Source organism: Flavobacterium difficile, from assembly GCF_011392115.1.
In the GTDB taxonomy this organism is placed as follows: Bacteria; Bacteroidota; Bacteroidia; order Flavobacteriales; family Flavobacteriaceae; genus Flavobacterium; species Flavobacterium difficile.
Genome location: NZ_JAAJBT010000002.1, coordinates 495,167 through 511,128, shown reverse-complemented (window position 1 = coordinate 511,128; position 15,962 = coordinate 495,167). Strand labels below are relative to the sequence as shown.

Here is a 15,962-nt window from a genome sequence, read left to right as displayed (position 1 = left end):
TCTAACAATCCGCTAAACCTACACCAATTGCCAAGCCACCTTCGGAAGTTTCTTTGTATTTTGAATTCATGTCTTTTGCGGTTTCCCACATTGTTGCAACGACTTTATCTAATGGCACTAACGTGTTTTTAGCATCGGTTTCTAAAGCTAATTCAGCAGCGTTTATGGCTTTAATCGCTCCCATCGTATTGCGCTCAATACAAGGCACTTGCACTAAACCACCAATTGGATCGCAGGTCATACCTAAATGATGTTCCATTGCGATTTCAGCAGCAACTAAAACTTGGTCTGGCGTTCCGCCCATTAATTCGCATAAAGCACCAGCTGCCATAGCTGATGATACACCTATTTCTGCCTGACAACCACCCATTGCTGCAGAAATTGTTGCCCCTTTTTTGAAAATACTTCCAATTTCTCCAGCTACCATTAAAAATTGTTTGATTTCTTTTTCTCCAGCTGTATGATTTTCAATTACCAAATAATACATTAAAACAGCAGGAATAACACCAGCACTTCCATTTGTTGGCGCTGTTACTACTCGACCTAAAGATGCATTTACTTCATTAACAGCCAAAGCAAAACAAGAAACCCATTTTAAAATTTGTCGGAATTTAACTTCAGTTTGACGAATGCATTGCAACCATTCTTGTGGAGAATTGTAATTGGCAATTCCAATTAAATTGGTATGCATATCGTAGGCTCTTCTTCGAACATTTAATCCGCCAGGTAAAGTACCTTCTGTATGTGAACCGATATACATACACTCTAACATCGTGTGCCAAATGCGTAGTAATTCGGAGTGAATTACTTCTTCGGAACGCATCGATCTTTCGTTTTCATATACGATTTCAGAAACCTTTTTATTTTCGGAATGACAAAAATCTAACAACTCTGTTGCCTTATCAATAGGAAAAGGAAAAGCACATTTAATGTCAGATTTTGAATTCGTATCTTCTTCTTCCTTAACTACAAAACCACCACCAATTGAATAAAAAGTGGAACTGTATTCCGAGTCGTTAGTATAGGCTGTAAAAATTAATCCATTTGCATGAAATGGCAAAAAATTCTTGTTGAAAAAGATATCCGAAACTATATTAAAATGGATTTTGAATTCGTTATCTAAAAGTAATTCATTATTCGTTTTGATATCTTCTATAATGGAATCAATCGCATCAATAGGCACGTATTCTGGATCGGCACCGCTTAAACCTAACATTACGGCTAAATCTGTAGCATGACCTTTTCCAGTTAACGACAATGAGCCATACAAATCGACTTTTACGCGATGAACAGCATCAATTATATTTTGACTTCGTAATTCTGCTAAAAATTGTTCTGCAGCACGCCATGGTCCTAAAGTATGAGAACTTGAAGGCCCTACGCCTATTTTTAACATATCAAAAACTGAAATACATTCCATATACTAAATCGTTATAGTAGCAAAGATAATATTTGAAGTTGGAAGTTAGAAGTAGGAAGTGAAAATTTTTGAAACTAATTTAAATAGATTTGTTACAGTTTGAAAATCGCACAAAAAAAGGAAGAAATTCAAGACTGAACTTATTCCTTTTCAATTTTAATATCTTGCAAAAACCTATTTAATATCAAACGCGATGAGTCGCATCTCTAGTTTCTACTTGGCTCTTTTTACTTTCTACTTGGCTCTTTCTACTTGGCTCTTTCTACTTGGCTCTTTCTACTTGGCTATTTTTATTTTTTAAATTTGCAAAAACCAATTTAATATCAGACGCGATGAATCGCATCTCTACTTTCTACTTGGCTCTTTTTACTTGGCTCTTTTTACTTTTTACTTGGCTCTTTTTACTTGGCTCTTTTTACTTGGCTCTTTCTACTTGGCTCTTTCTACTTGGCTCTTTCTACTTGGCTCTTATATTAATACCAACGCTTTTTATTCTTTTTTGCTCCTTCTGATTTTCTTGAATTTGAAGAATCAGTAGTCTTGGCACTTTTAGTCGCCTTTGGAGCGTGATTTTGTTTTTGTTTTACTGGTTTTTTCTTGCCACGCGTATCCGTTTCTTTATTTTTTAGTTCGTCTTCAGTGAAGGCTCTGAATGGATAGGGATTGTCTTTAACCACTTTAATTTGCTGACGTGTTAATTTTTCAATATCTTTCCAATAAGGCAATTCATCTTTACCACAAAAGGAAATCGCTAAACCTTCATTTCCCGCTCTACCAGTTCTACCAATTCGATGAACATAAGTCTCTGGAATATTAGGCAAATCGAAATTGATCACATAAGGCAATAAATCGATGTCAATACCCCGAGCTGCGATATCTGTGGCTACTAAAACAGAAATTTCTTGACTTTTAAATCCATCTAAAACTTTAATTCTGTTATTTTGAGATTTATTTCCATGAATTGCTTCCGCTGAAATATTTTTCGCTTTTAAGGCTTTTACTACATTATCAGCACTGTGTTTCGTTCTTACGAAAACCAACACATTATTTATATTTTCTTGTTCAATTAAATGAATCAATAATTTTCTTTTGTCTTCTTTTTGAACCATGTATACTTTTTGGTTCACTCTTTCTGCCGTACTCGAAACTGGCGCTACAGCTACATATTTTGGTTTTTTCAAAAACTGATCTGCTAATTCTCTTATCGCTACAGGCATCGTTGCTGAGAACAATAAAGTCTGACGGTTTTCAGGAAGTATTTTAATGATTTTCTTTACATCGTTAATGAAACCCATGTCTAACATTTGATCGGCTTCATCAATTACTAAATGATGTAAATTATTCATATCTAAAAATCCTTGCTTATTCAAATCTAAAAAACGACCTGGAGTAGCAATTAATATGTCGACACCTTCTTTTAATTGTTGAACTTGTGGCACTTGACTTACTCCTCCATAAATCACCATCGATTTGGTATTCATGTATTTTCCGTAAGTGGCAAAACTATCTTGAATTTGGTGTGCTAATTCACGTGTTGGAGCTAAAACTAAAGTTCTAATTACTTTTCTTTTGTTTTTTGAACCTACAATTGGATGTAAATAATTTAAAATTGGAATGGCGAATGCACCTGTTTTTCCTGTTCCTGTTTGTGCGCAACCTACTAAATCGTGTTCTTCTAAAATAATAGGAATGGCTTGCTGTTGAATAGGAGTTGGATTAGTATATTTTTCTTCTACTAAAACTTGAAGTATATTTCTATGTAAATTTAAATCTTGAAATGTCATATTTGTATTTTGAGCTACAAAGATAGTATTAAGTTGGAAGTTAGAAGTTGGAAGTTGAAAGTTTTTTAAAAAGAAACACAGATTTCAAAAATTATAAAAATTTTTTGAAATTTCATAAATCTATATTTCAAAAAAAGCTTAATTAGAAGATGGAAATTTAACTTTTATTTGGCACATTGACACATCGTTTTTTTGACACATTAATCTTTATCTTTGCAAAAAAAACGCATGAAGTTTAACAAATACTACGCATCCGCTTTATTAGCTTTTATCATATGGGGATTTTTCAGTTTAGCTTTAAAACCTTTACACGATTACCCTTCTTTAGATATATTATTTTATCGTGTCTTTTTTTCCACCACAGCTTTATTGGTTATTAATTTTACCTTTCGAATCAACTTACTAAAAAAGAGTTTAGAATTGTTTCAATCTTTTTCTAAAAAGAAAAAACGAAATACCATTTTACTTACTTGTGCTGGCGGTTTTTTACTAGTATTTAACTGGTTCTTATTTATGTATGCCGTTAATCATGTAACGTTGCAATCGGCTTCTCTAGCCTATTTAATTTGTCCGATTATTACAACTGTTTTGGCATTTGTTATTTTAAAAGAAAAACTGGACAATTGGCAATGGTTAGCAGTTGCACTTTGTGTGGTGAGTTGCGGTATTTTATCATACGGTCATTTAACTGAAATCCTATATAGCATTGTTATAGCGGTTTCTTTTGCTTTGTATTTAATCAGTCAACGACGCAATAATGAGTTTGATAAATTCTTAGTTTTAACTATTCAATTAGTCATTGCTAGTTTGGTATTACTGCCTTTTTATCCGATGTTTAGTGCCGCAATTCCATCTGAAAGTTTATTTTATTCCATGATGGGATTAATCGTAGGTTTATTTACAATACTTCCTTTATTTTTGAATTTATACGCTTTAAAAGGAATGAATTCTTCCGCAGTTGGAATTTTAATGTACACCAATCCGCTAATCAATTTTATTTTAGCAATATTTTATTTTAAAGAAGACATTCAGTTTTCGCAATTCATTGCTTATAGTTTAATCGGGATTTCAATAATTGTATTTAATAAAAATATTATTTTTAAATCGACTTAAACCTTTTTACTTTGTGAAAGTCTAAACTTAAACTAAACTTTTTTTTATGAAAAATTCTAGACTTTTTTTATTGTTATTTCTTCCTTTTTTAGGATGTAACGATAGTGAACCAGTTATTGAGGAAACAAACGTTGAAACCATGTACTTTCCATCAAATACAGATACTAATTGGGAAACAAAATCAGTTTCTAGTTTAGGATGGAACCAATCTCAAATTCAACCTTTAAAAGATTTTTTAATTGACAAACATACCAAATCATTTATGATTCTTGTGAATGGTAGAATTGTAATGGAAGAATATTTTAACGGTCACACTCCAAATGCAACATGGCAATGGAACAGCGCTGGAAAAACATTAGTTGCTACCATGACAGGCATTGCACAACAAGAAAATTTACTTTCTATCAATAACAAAGTTTCAGATTATTTAGGTAACGGTTGGACAAGTGAGCCATTAGCGAAAGAAAACTTAATTACATCTAGAAATTTACTAACCATGACATCTGGTTTAAACGATAATTCAGAACTAGTTTTAACCTCAAATTTAACTTATTTAGCTGATGCTGGTACAAGATGGTCGTATCATAACGTATTTCAAAAACTAATGGATGTAGTTGGAGCAGCTAGTAATCAAAATTTTGAAGCGTATTTTAATGCCAAATTAAAAAACAAAATAGGCATGGATGGTTTTTGGAACAATGGTCTTATTTATAAAATATACCATAGTAACACAAGAAGTATGGCCCGATTTGGTTTATTAGCATTGAATAAAGGAAAATGGAAAAATGAACAAATTATCAATGAGACTTTTTTCAATGAAAGTATTAATACATCTCAAAATATCAATCCCTCTTACGGCTATTTATGGTGGTTAAATGGAAAAAATAGCTACATGGTTCCGGGCGAACAAACCGTTTTTAATGGAAGTTTAGTTTCTAGTGCTCCAGCAGAAATGTATGCAGCTATGGGTGCGGAAGACCAAAGAATTTATGTTATTCCAAGTAAAAAAATGGTAATTATCAGAATGGGCGATGCCTCAGATCCTTTAAATCCAAGTTTTGCGGTTTCTGGTTTTGACAATGCACTTTGGCAAAAAATAAACGCAGTAATCAATTAATTTTTGGTGTTTCAATTTAACTTAAAAAACTTTTTAATTTTCCTTACAATATTTTGTTTGGAAGTACTTATCGCGCTATTTATTAAAGATAAATTCATTCGCCCTTATTTTGGAGATTATTTGGTTATTTTTTTAGTCTATTACTTTGTATTGAGTTTTTTGAATGCGAACAAGAATAAAATAGCTTTAGGTGTTTTAGTATTTGCTTTTATTGTTGAAATTATTCAATACTTTCAAATTTTGTCTTATTTTGATTTAGAAAAAAATAAGATTTTACGAATTGTAGCAGGAACTACTTTTTCATTTGAAGATTTGATCATTTACACGATGGCATTTCTTACCATTATCTTCTTTAACAGTTACAAAAAAAGAAACACTTTCTGACAGAAAACCAACACGTTAGCTTTTGTATAAATGACAGTTTGTCAGATAAAAATATGCCAACAAATGATTTTCTGCCAATTTTCAAGGATATTTTATCTTGGCACAAAACTTGACTTATCCATTACGAGTTTAAAAATAAACCGAATAAAATTTAAAATTAAACAAAATGAGTAAGATTATTGGAATCGATTTAGGTACAACCAATTCTTGTGTTTCTGTAATGGAAGGTGGAGAACCAGTTGTAATTGCTAATGCAGAAGGAAAAAGAACTACACCATCTGTAATTGCATTTGTGGAAGGTGGAGAAATTAAAATTGGAGACGCTGCAAAAAGACAAGCTGTAACTAACCCAACTAAAACTATTGCTTCGGTAAAAAGATTTATGGGTAACAAGTTTTCGGAAAGTGCTAAAGAAGCTTCTACTGTTGCTTACAAAGTAGTTAAAGGTGATAATGACACACCACGTGTTGATATTGATGGTCGTTTATACACGCCACAAGAATTATCTGCAATGACTTTGCAAAAAATGAAAAAAACTGCTGAAGACTATTTAGGTCATTCAGTTTCAGAGGCAGTTATTACTGTTCCTGCATATTTTAACGATGCACAACGTCAAGCTACTAAAGAAGCTGGAGAAATTGCTGGTTTAAAAGTAATGAGAATTATCAATGAGCCAACTGCTGCGGCATTAGCTTACGGATTAGACAAACAAGGTACAGATCAAAAAATTGCAGTATTCGATTTAGGTGGTGGTACTTTTGATATTTCTATCTTAGAATTAGGAGATGGTGTTTTTGAAGTATTATCTACTAACGGAGACACGCACTTAGGTGGAGATGATTTTGACCAAGTGATTATTGACTGGTTAGCAAACGACTTTAACGCTGCTGAAGGTTTAGATTTAAGAAAAGACCCAACCGCTTTACAACGTTTAAAAGAAGCTGCTGAAAAAGCTAAGATTGAATTATCTGCTTCTGCTCAAACAGAAATTAATTTACCATACGTAACGGCTACGGCTTCAGGACCTAAGCACTTAGTACAAACTTTAACTCGTGCTAAATTTGAACAATTAGCAGATTCATTAGTGAAACGTTCAATGGAGCCAGTTGCTAAAGCTTTAAAAGATGCTGGTTTATCAGTTTCTGATATTGATGAAGTTATCTTAGTTGGAGGTTCTACTCGTATCCCAGTGATCCAAGAACAAGTTGAAAAATTCTTCAACAAAAAACCATCTAAAGGAGTTAATCCTGATGAAGTTGTAGCTATTGGTGCTGCTATTCAAGGTGGAGTTTTAACTGGTGATGTAAAAGATGTATTGTTATTAGACGTTACACCTTTATCATTAGGAATTGAAACTATGGGTAACGTAATGACTAAATTAATTGAAGCCAATACTACGATCCCAACTAAAAAGTCACAAGTATTCTCTACAGCTGCTGATAACCAACCAAGTGTTGAAATTCACGTAATTCAAGGAGAAAGAACTATGGCGGCAGATAACAAAACTATTGGTCGTTTCCATTTAGATGGTATTCCACCAGCAGCAAGAGGTATTCCTCAAATTGAAGTAACTTTCGATATTGATGCAAATGGTATCATTAAAGTTTCTGCAACTGACAAAGGAACTGGAAAATCTCACGATATTCGTATCGAAGCTTCTTCTGGTTTAACAGCTGAAGAAATCGAAAGAATGAAAAAAGATGCAGAATTAAATGCTGAAGCAGACAAAATTGCTAAAGAAACTGCAGATAAAGTAAACGAAGCAGATTCAATGATTTTCCAAACAGAAAAACAATTAGCTGAATTCGGTGAAAAATTATCTGAAGATAATAAAACTGCTATCAACTTAGCTTTAATTGAATTAAAAATGGCTTACGAAGCAAAAGATGTTGCTGCAATTACGCCTGCTTTAGAAAAAATCAATACAGCTTGGACAAACGCATCAGCTGAAATGTACAATACTGGAGACGCTCAAGGAGCTGCACAAGCAGAACCACAAGCTTCAGGTGATACAACTCAAGATGTAGAATTCGAGGAAGTAAAATAATTTACAAATGAAAATTTACGATTTACGAAGTAAGATTTACAAGTAAAAAATAAATTAAATTTTTAAGAAACCGAGTAAGCAATTACTCGGTTTTTTTTTGTTGCAACATTTTGAATATGACAAAAGCATGCGGATAAGTAATAGCAGAAAAAAAAGAAAAAATAACCGTAATGAAAAACTTAGATGTACTTTGAAAGTAATAAAATAATCCAATCGCAAGTACCGAAAGTATCCAATATAAGAACGCATCTTTTACATACTTAAAAAAGTGAAATCTTGATAATGAGCCGTAAATAAATATAGTCTGCAATTGCATGGAAGGAATACTATGCCAAACGATAAAATAAATAGCAAATCCCCATATTAAAGAAGAAACTTTAAAAATTATAGCATACACTCCTAAAAAAAGAAATTGATAAAACAAAGATCCTCTACTTTTAGGATAAGCAATTAAGACTAAAAAAGTAAAAAGTAAAAAAACACACATAAATATTACAAAACCATAATATATATGTTGTGCATCAATTGTAAAAAAAGTTATTTGCTTCACTATAGCTACTACTTCTGCTGGATGCATCATAAATAAAAGAAAAAACAACATAAGTCCGTAACTTAAAGCATAAATTCTTAAATAGGTTTCGGGTAAAATAGTTTTTAAAAAACTCAATTGTTGCTCTCCAAAATGATACGAACTAGCCAAAATGAATAAAAGCAATCCTAAAAGTGGTGAAAGATAAAATAACAGTAAGGCTAAGAGTACTTGAAAAACATAAAAAACTAAAATTGTTATACTGTTTTTTGCTTTTCCATTAGATAAAAATTTACTTGAAATCAAAATATCATTCGCTCCATGATAAATTCCGAAGGTTAAAATCAAGATAATTCCCAAAATTACCTCGTAAATATCTGATAAATAACTCGATATCCACAAACTATAAAAACTTATTACTATCGCTAAACTATCGTATTTGCTCATTTTTTTAAATTTTGTTTAATAATTTATAAAAATAATTAAACAAATATTTGTTTTTTTGTTTAACAATTTCTAACTTTGATTAAACAAATTAACCAAATTATTAATAATAAAACAAACATTATGACAAACTTTAGTTTAATTTCTAAGATGATGTCTGACGATTACGTTGGATTCACATTTTTTGTAGGCTGTATGGCTATGATGGCTGCATCAGCTTTTTTCTTTTTATCGTTAAATCAATTTGACAAAAAATGGCGTACTTCCGTTTTAGTTTCAGGATTGATTACATTTATTGCTGCTGTACATTATTTCTACATGAAAGAATATTGGGCAGAAGTTGGAGAATCACCAACCTTTTTTAGATATGTAGATTGGATCTTAACTGTGCCTTTAATGTGTTTAGAATTCTATTTAATTTTAAAAGTAGCGGGAGCAAAAACAAATTTATTATGGAAAATGGTTGTGCTGTCTGTAATCATGTTAGTTACAGGTTACTTAGGAGAAACAGTATATGCAGACCAGGCGGCACTTTGGGGTGGAATTTCAGGATTAGCATATTTTGTAATTGTTTATGAAATATGGTTAGGTTCTGCTGCCAAATTAGCAAAAAATGCTGGAGGTAATGTTTTAGCTGCACACAAAATTTTATGCTGGTTTGTATTAGTAGGTTGGGCCATTTATCCATTAGGATACATGTTAGGAACTGACGGATGGTACACAAGCATTTTAGGTAAAGGAAGTGTAGACATTGCTTACAACATTGCGGATGCCATTAATAAAATCGGATTCGGATTAGTTATATACAATTTAGCGGTTCAATCGCAGAAAGATTAAGTTTTTAGTTTATTTTAAGAAGAAAGCCGTGTTAATTTTTTTAGCACGGTTTTTTTATTGAAAATAATTTGTACATTGGAAGACCAAAATCAAAAAACACAACACAATGAAAAACGTATTATTTGCGCTGCTTTTTATTTCTACTTCATTAAGTTTGGCACAAAAAGCAAAACCAAAAGCTGCAACTTCTTCTGCTTTAGCTACTTTTGAAAATTTAAAAGCTGAAATTATCACCGAAGGTGGCAAACAAAAACTAGCCATAATTATTGACAATGCTGGAAAGAAAGAAAATATCATTTTAAAAGATATCACAACAAAAGACAAAGCACAACAACCAAACAATTTTAAAATTAAATCTTTTACAGTTTCAGGCGTGAAATTATATCACTTTTCTTATACCGAAAATATAATTACAGAAACCAAACTTAAAAAAGAAGATGCTTTAATTACATCTAATGAAATTTGGGATTTATCTGCAACAAAAGTCAAAATTTTAGGAAATATTCAAACCGTTACCAACATAAAAGAAATTAAACAATTAGGAAAATCTACAGCTACTGAAACTATTGAAAAAACACGTAGAGAAGGTTTTGAATTCACTTTAACAAAAGATTTTGAGGTATTTTTATCTACTAAAACACAAATCAATAAATATAAGTTTAACACTACAACCAGACGTTACGATCCAAAAAAATAATTCTTTCTCTTAAAATTTGAAACTATCTAAAAATAGAAAGTTTGCCATCCTGAACTCCTATCAGAATCTCAAACTAAATTATTTAGATAGTTTTTTTTTATATGCGTGCATATATTTTTTTTAGTATATTTGAAAAAACTTAATTCTTATGCAAAAATTACACTTAACAGAAATTCTGAATGTAAAACATCCAATCATAATGGCGCCTATGTTTTTGGTGTCGAATACAAAAATGGTAATTGAAGGTATGAAAAGTGGTGTTGCAGGTTGTATCCCGGCATTAAACTACAGAACTCTGGAAGAATTAAGAAGTGCAATTTTAGAATTAAAAGAAGCTAAAGTTGAAGGTGGAAGTTTTGGTTTCAATTTAATTGTAAATAAATCAAATGTAAAATACAAAGAACAATTACGTGTTTTATGTGAAGAAAAAGTCGATTTTATTTTAACTTCATTAGGTTCACCAGAAGAAACTATCAATGAAGCGCATAAAGTGGGAATTAAAGTCTTTTGCGATGTAACCGATTTAAGTTTTGCTAAAAAAGTAGAAAGTTTAGGTGCAGATGCTTTAGTAGCAGTAAACAATCAAGCGGGTGGTCACAGAGGAAATATCAATCCAGAGGAATTAATCAAACAACTGAACGAAGGTACTACTCTACCCGTTATTTCTGCTGGTGGTGTGAGCAAAAAATCGGATATTGATAAAATGCTTTCTTATGGTGCGATTGGAGTTTCGGTGGGAAGTCCGTTTATCGCTTCAATTGAATCTGGTGTTTCTCAAGAATACAAGCAAGCTTGTGTAGATTATGGAGCCAAAGATATTGTAATGACAGAACGTATTTCAGGCACACCATGTTCTGTTATCAATACACCTTATGTTCAAAAAGTAGGAACCAAAACCACTTGGTTGGAACAAGTTTTGAATAAAAATAAGAGTTTGAAAAAATGGGTCAAAATGATTCGTTTTTACATTGGAATGAAAGCCACAGAAAAAGCTGCAACAGAAGTAACTTATAAAACTGTTTGGGTTGCCGGACCAAGTATTGAAAACACACATGCTATTTTACCTGTTTCTGAAATTGTAAAGAAATTAACAGTATAACATGTACGATAAACTTTTTACATTTTTAAACAAGTATTTCAAAAAAGCAACACTTTTCCGAGTATTGTTTAACATTTCTCCAATGTATAAAAGAAGTTGTGGAAAAATTATTTTCGCTTCTGAAGATTTACATGTGGTGAAAATTAAAATTCCGTTATCCTATAAAAACAGAAATTATGTAGGCTCCATTTTTGGTGGAAGTTTATTTGCTGCCACCGATCCCATTTATATGATACAATTGATGCAAATTTTGGGTAAAGATTTTGTAGTTTGGGATAAAAAAACGAATATCAAATTCAAACGACCAGCTTATGAAGATGCTTTTGCAACGTTTGAGTTTTCAACTACAGAAATGGAAGAAATCCTAAAAAAAGTAAAAGAAGAAAACGAAATGGATTACACCAAAATTCTACATATCACAGATAAAAATGGAACTATTTTCGCCGAATTGGACAAAACGTTATACATTGCTACAAAAGCCTATTATAAACAAAAAAGAAGTTTGAAGAGGTAACCGATAAGAACGCAAAGGAAATCTATTAAATCCTTCCAATCTGCGTGAAAAAATTATCTCAACCAATTGCCGATTTTTTGAAATGTTCTTCCGAAGAAAGTGCGCTTTTTTAAAGTTATAAAATAACCTTCTATTACTATATTATCATCTTTATATAAATTAACATTCATTTTATTCGATTGAACAATAATCTCATATTCCTTATAACCGAGATAACTAAAAACTAAAATATCACCTAAAGCTGCTTGAATTAAATATTCTCCTTTACCATTAGTTTGAGTGCCTTCAACAGTATTTTTTCTTACAATCGTTACTCCTGGAAAAGGTTTTCCTTCATATTCAGAAACCACACCAGTAACAGTAATTCTTGTTACAGAATCAGTAGCTTTATTCAAATATTTTAAATCTGTTTGTTCTTGTTCAGGTTTTTCTTGTGCGACAATAGTAGAAGTTCCTAAACCTAAAAACGCTAAAACTGAAGTCGCGAAATACCCAAAATAATTGGATTTTGTTTTGGTTTCGATTAAATTTCTATTCAATTGAGAAACGTTAATTCTTCCACATAAAGCATCATTTTTAGAAACCAATTTAATAATTTCATTGTCTGATAAATAAGTGAAATCTAAAACCGTTTTCTGACAAGACGCACAAAACCTGCCCTTTTCAACAGGCGTCATATTTTGCCAACCTTCCTGACAAGGTTCTGGAATGGATATTTGAATTTTTTGCTTCATTTTATAAATTTATACAATTCCACAGAGATACCCAAAAATTCTTCCAATCTTCTTGAAAATTTAACCGTAGTGAACGCATGGTTGTGCAAAATGCTTGCAAAATAAAAAACTGCGTAAAATAATCAACCTTATCCAAAAAAAATTAAATCCGTCAAATCTATAAAACTATAGAAATAAAAAAAGCCTACAAGAAAATTCCTGTAGGCCATATATTTATAGTTGAAAAGTGATTAAGCTAAAACCGCTTTTAAATCTCCGTTCATGGCTCTAACAGCATCTGCAGATTTAGCGAAAGTTGCTTTTTCAGCTTCGTTTAACTTTACGTCAACGATTTCTTCTACACCGTTTTTACCAATAATACATGGTACCCCTAAACAAATATCCGATTGTCCGTATTCACCTTCTAATAAAACTGAACAAGCAATCATTCTGTTTTGGTTGTTTAAGATAGAATCTACTAAATAGGCAACAGAAGCTCCTGGCGCATACCAAGCTGAAGTACCTAATAAACCTGTTAAAGTCGCTCCACCTACCATAGTATCAGCAGCAACTTTTTCTAATTCTTCTTGAGATAAATAGTTAGCCACTGGCGCACCATTATAAGAAGCCAAACGTGTTAATGGAATCATTGTAGTATCACCGTGACCACCAATAACCATTCCTTGTACATCGTTAGCTGGTTTGTTTAACGCTTTTGATAAATAATATTTGAAACGAGAACTATCTAAAGCACCACCCATTCCAATGATTCTGTTTTTAGGTAAACCTGTAGCTTTTAATGTTAAGTAAGTCATAGTGTCCATAGGATTAGAAACTACAACAATAATTGTATTTGGAGAAAATTTTAAGATATTTTCAGCCACTGATTTTACAATTCCAGCATTAATTCCGATTAACTCTTCACGAGTCATACCTGGTTTTCTTGGAATTCCAGATGTAATAACCACTACATCTGAATCAGCTGTTTTAGAATAATCATTAGTTACTCCAGAAACTTGTGTGTTAAAACCTGTAGTTGTAGCACATTGCATGATGTCCATTGCTTTTCCTTCTGCAAATCCTTCTTTAATGTCTAATAATACTACTTCACTTGCAATTCCTCTGTATGAAATTACGTCTGCACATGATGCACCTACATTCCCTGCTCCTACTATTGTTACTTTCATTTTAATAAATTAAATATATTGATGTTGTTATTTTTTACAAAAATATTGATAATGAAACAATTTTACGTTATTTCACTATTATTTTTTTTACTATTTGTTTGTCTTCATTACTAATTTTTACAAAATACATTCCGGTTTCAAAATCAATTGGAATCATTTGATCTTGATTTATAATTTTCTCGAATACTTTTGCTCCAGAAACAGAAAAAATTTCAACTTTTGAACTACTTAATAATCCGGATACAAAAATATGTTCTGAAGCTGGATTAGGAAAAACTTTTACTTCTGATGCATCAAAAGATTCAGAAGATAAAGCAGCAAACCAAGGCTGACCAAAATTAGCACCAAAAATATAATCGGCTAACAAAGGATAATCTATAAACGGATTTCTATTATTCTGCCAAGTTTGTACATAATTGTTTCTACTCATTTCGTAATCGTCACTTTTATCGGAAATATTCCAACTTAATAAAGTAGCTAAATCTCCAATATTTCCTGAAGGATTTCCCGCATTATTTTCACTTGGATCGCCATTTAAAACATTCAATCCGTTAAATCGAACCGCCATGTAAAAACAAGCTCTAGCTACATCACCTCGCCATGAACCTTGAGTACCAGCCGGACCAGCATAAACCGTTGCCGAGTTGGTTGTTCCATAATTTTTATTATTTCTGGATGAATTTTCTTGACCATTTTCCGCTCTAATGTGATGTGCATCTGACACACCATCAACCGTAGCAGCTGCACTTGTTGAAAGCCAAAATCCTATTCCATCAGCAAAATCGCCTTCAGCCACAACAAAACCACCACGCGATTGAGGAAAAATATGTTCTCTGTTCCACTTTCCAACGATACTACTACTATTTTGTTGATCTAGTTTCGACATAGGAATTTCTAAATACATGTCCCAAATTTGCCCGCTGTTTAACGGATTGGTGTCTGCAACTCTAATAATATCCCACATATCAGCATAACTATGCAACCTAACAGAAGAATTAACAATAATATCTTGTAAAGCCTGTTTCAATGCTGCACCAGATAAACCTTCTAAAGAAGCGTAATATCCAGGTGGCGCTGTACTCGCAACTTGACCGTAAGTTGGTGCTAAAGGTGTTCCAAAGTTAGCTACTTGAAAATCGGTGTCTGCAACACGTCTAACAATAGAATTATTACTCGATACAATAGATGCTGGAAGACCTGAAATAAAAAGAATTAATTCTTCGTCACCTTCTTCAATTACATCGTCTATTAAGGTTAATGTAGCTGTGGCAGAAGTACTTCCTGCTAAAAGAGTAATACTTGTAGGCCCTGTATAATCAGCAGTTGTAAAATTCCCATTATTTAAAGATATGGTGAATGTAGTATTTGCAGTTACAGGTGTAGTAGTAGTAAAAGTAAGAATCAGATTCTGTCCTTCTGTATAATTTGGAGCATTAAATGTAGTAGTCATGTAATTTATTGGAATTCCAGAACCATCATTGTTCATACCTGGAGTAGGTAATTTTACTTCATAAGTGCCATCAATTTTTCTTTGTATGGAGTGGTTTGCTGCATTAGAAGTACTATTTTCATTTACACAAACTGTTAAACCTAAAGCAGTCATTAAAGCAGTTGGCTGATTGGTTGCATTGTTAGAATAAGCAATAGCATCAATTAAACCAGTTGAAGTTACTGGAGTATTCAATGGAAAACTTGTAGCGTCTCCCAGATACAATGCAATTACATCCGGACCATTTTGCAAAGTAGCATCTAGCATTGCTAAACCCGGAGCAGGATCTAATAAAACATTTCCAACTAAAAAATTTCCATTGATATCCGTTACATAACCATCTAAATCTATAGCATTATAACTCAATGTTCCTCCATAAGGTGAAGTGCTTGTAGCGTTATAAAATACTAAAACATAACCGTTAAGCGAAAAATTTGGTGAAGAAGAATGTAGTTCGATAAATTCCTTTTGATCGGTAGAAGGTGTATCGGGATCTATTTCATTAATTACAATTTGAGCGGAAGAAAACCATGAGGTTAAAAAAATCGTTATATAAAGTAATGTTACTTTCATATTCAATTACATTTG

The 15,962-nt window shown here is 32.2% G+C and carries 14 protein-coding genes; 8 read left to right on the top strand and 6 right to left on the bottom strand.

Features of this window, described 5'->3' with window-relative positions:
• Nucleotide 1: 1 nt before the first annotated feature.
• Nucleotides 2–1,420 carry an L-serine ammonia-lyase gene (locus G4D72_RS05265; RefSeq protein ID WP_166076575.1) on the bottom strand — a complete coding sequence of 473 codons (1,419 nt, stop codon included), beginning with the start codon at nucleotides 1,418–1,420 and terminating at the stop codon, nucleotides 2–4.
• Nucleotides 1,421–1,893: 473 nt separating this feature from the next.
• Entirely contained in the window at nucleotides 1,894–3,204 is a 1,311-nt protein-coding gene (locus G4D72_RS05260) for a DEAD/DEAH box helicase (protein ID WP_166076574.1), read from the bottom strand.
• A 228-nt stretch (nucleotides 3,205–3,432) separates the two neighbouring features.
• Between G4D72_RS05260 and G4D72_RS05255 the strand changes: the two genes are divergently transcribed.
• From G4D72_RS05255 to dnaK, 4 genes are all read left to right on the top strand, one after another.
• Complete coding sequence (locus tag G4D72_RS05255; RefSeq protein WP_166076573.1) at nucleotides 3,433–4,317, top strand: EamA family transporter; 885 nt, start codon at nucleotides 3,433–3,435, stop codon at nucleotides 4,315–4,317.
• Nucleotides 4,318–4,363: 46 nt separating this feature from the next.
• Entirely contained in the window at nucleotides 4,364–5,434 is a 1,071-nt protein-coding gene (locus G4D72_RS05250; protein ID WP_207784862.1) for a serine hydrolase domain-containing protein, read from the top strand.
• A gap of 57 nt (nucleotides 5,435–5,491) precedes the next feature.
• Nucleotides 5,492–5,818, top strand: a complete 327-nt coding sequence (locus G4D72_RS05245) for a ribosomal maturation YjgA family protein (protein ID WP_207784861.1) — start codon at nucleotides 5,492–5,494, stop codon at nucleotides 5,816–5,818.
• Nucleotides 5,819–5,984: 166 nt separating this feature from the next.
• Complete coding sequence (dnaK, locus tag G4D72_RS05240; protein WP_166076570.1) at nucleotides 5,985–7,865, top strand: molecular chaperone DnaK; 1,881 nt, start codon at nucleotides 5,985–5,987, stop codon at nucleotides 7,863–7,865.
• An 82-nt stretch (nucleotides 7,866–7,947) separates the two neighbouring features.
• Here dnaK and G4D72_RS05235 read toward each other — a convergent pair whose 3' ends face one another.
• Nucleotides 7,948–8,841, bottom strand: a complete 894-nt coding sequence (locus G4D72_RS05235; protein ID WP_166076569.1) for a Brp/Blh family beta-carotene 15,15'-dioxygenase — start codon at nucleotides 8,839–8,841, stop codon at nucleotides 7,948–7,950.
• A gap of 120 nt (nucleotides 8,842–8,961) precedes the next feature.
• On the opposite strand from G4D72_RS05235, the gene G4D72_RS05230 reads away from it, so the two are divergent.
• The 4 genes from G4D72_RS05230 to G4D72_RS05215 all read left to right on the top strand — a co-directional run bounded on the left by G4D72_RS05230 (nucleotide 8,962) and on the right by G4D72_RS05215 (nucleotide 11,985).
• Nucleotides 8,962–9,675, top strand: a complete 714-nt coding sequence (locus tag G4D72_RS05230) for a bacteriorhodopsin-like (RefSeq protein WP_166076568.1) — start codon at nucleotides 8,962–8,964, stop codon at nucleotides 9,673–9,675.
• Nucleotides 9,676–9,781: 106 nt separating this feature from the next.
• Complete coding sequence (locus G4D72_RS05225; RefSeq protein WP_166076567.1) at nucleotides 9,782–10,372, top strand: hypothetical protein; 591 nt, start codon at nucleotides 9,782–9,784, stop codon at nucleotides 10,370–10,372.
• 148 nt (nucleotides 10,373–10,520) lie between these two features.
• Entirely contained in the window at nucleotides 10,521–11,471 is a 951-nt protein-coding gene (locus tag G4D72_RS05220; RefSeq protein WP_166076566.1) for an NAD(P)H-dependent flavin oxidoreductase, read from the top strand.
• Between the two features lies 1 nt (nucleotide 11,472).
• A complete protein-coding gene (locus G4D72_RS05215; RefSeq protein WP_166076565.1) occupies nucleotides 11,473–11,985 on the top strand; it encodes a DUF4442 domain-containing protein in 513 nt (170 codons plus the stop codon).
• Nucleotides 11,986–12,038: 53 nt separating this feature from the next.
• Here G4D72_RS05215 and G4D72_RS05210 read toward each other — a convergent pair whose 3' ends face one another.
• The 3 genes from G4D72_RS05210 to G4D72_RS05200 all read right to left on the bottom strand — a co-directional run bounded on the left by G4D72_RS05210 (nucleotide 12,039) and on the right by G4D72_RS05200 (nucleotide 15,947).
• Nucleotides 12,039–12,719, bottom strand: coding sequence for a carboxypeptidase-like regulatory domain-containing protein (locus G4D72_RS05210; RefSeq protein WP_166076564.1), 681 nt, complete (start codon nucleotides 12,717–12,719; stop codon nucleotides 12,039–12,041).
• Between the two features lie 230 nt (nucleotides 12,720–12,949).
• Complete coding sequence (locus tag G4D72_RS05205; protein ID WP_166076563.1) at nucleotides 12,950–13,885, bottom strand: malate dehydrogenase; 936 nt, start codon at nucleotides 13,883–13,885, stop codon at nucleotides 12,950–12,952.
• Nucleotides 13,886–13,952: 67 nt separating this feature from the next.
• Nucleotides 13,953–15,947, bottom strand: a complete 1,995-nt coding sequence (locus G4D72_RS05200; RefSeq protein ID WP_166076562.1) for an endonuclease — start codon at nucleotides 15,945–15,947, stop codon at nucleotides 13,953–13,955.
• Nucleotides 15,948–15,962: the final 15 nt, after the last annotated feature.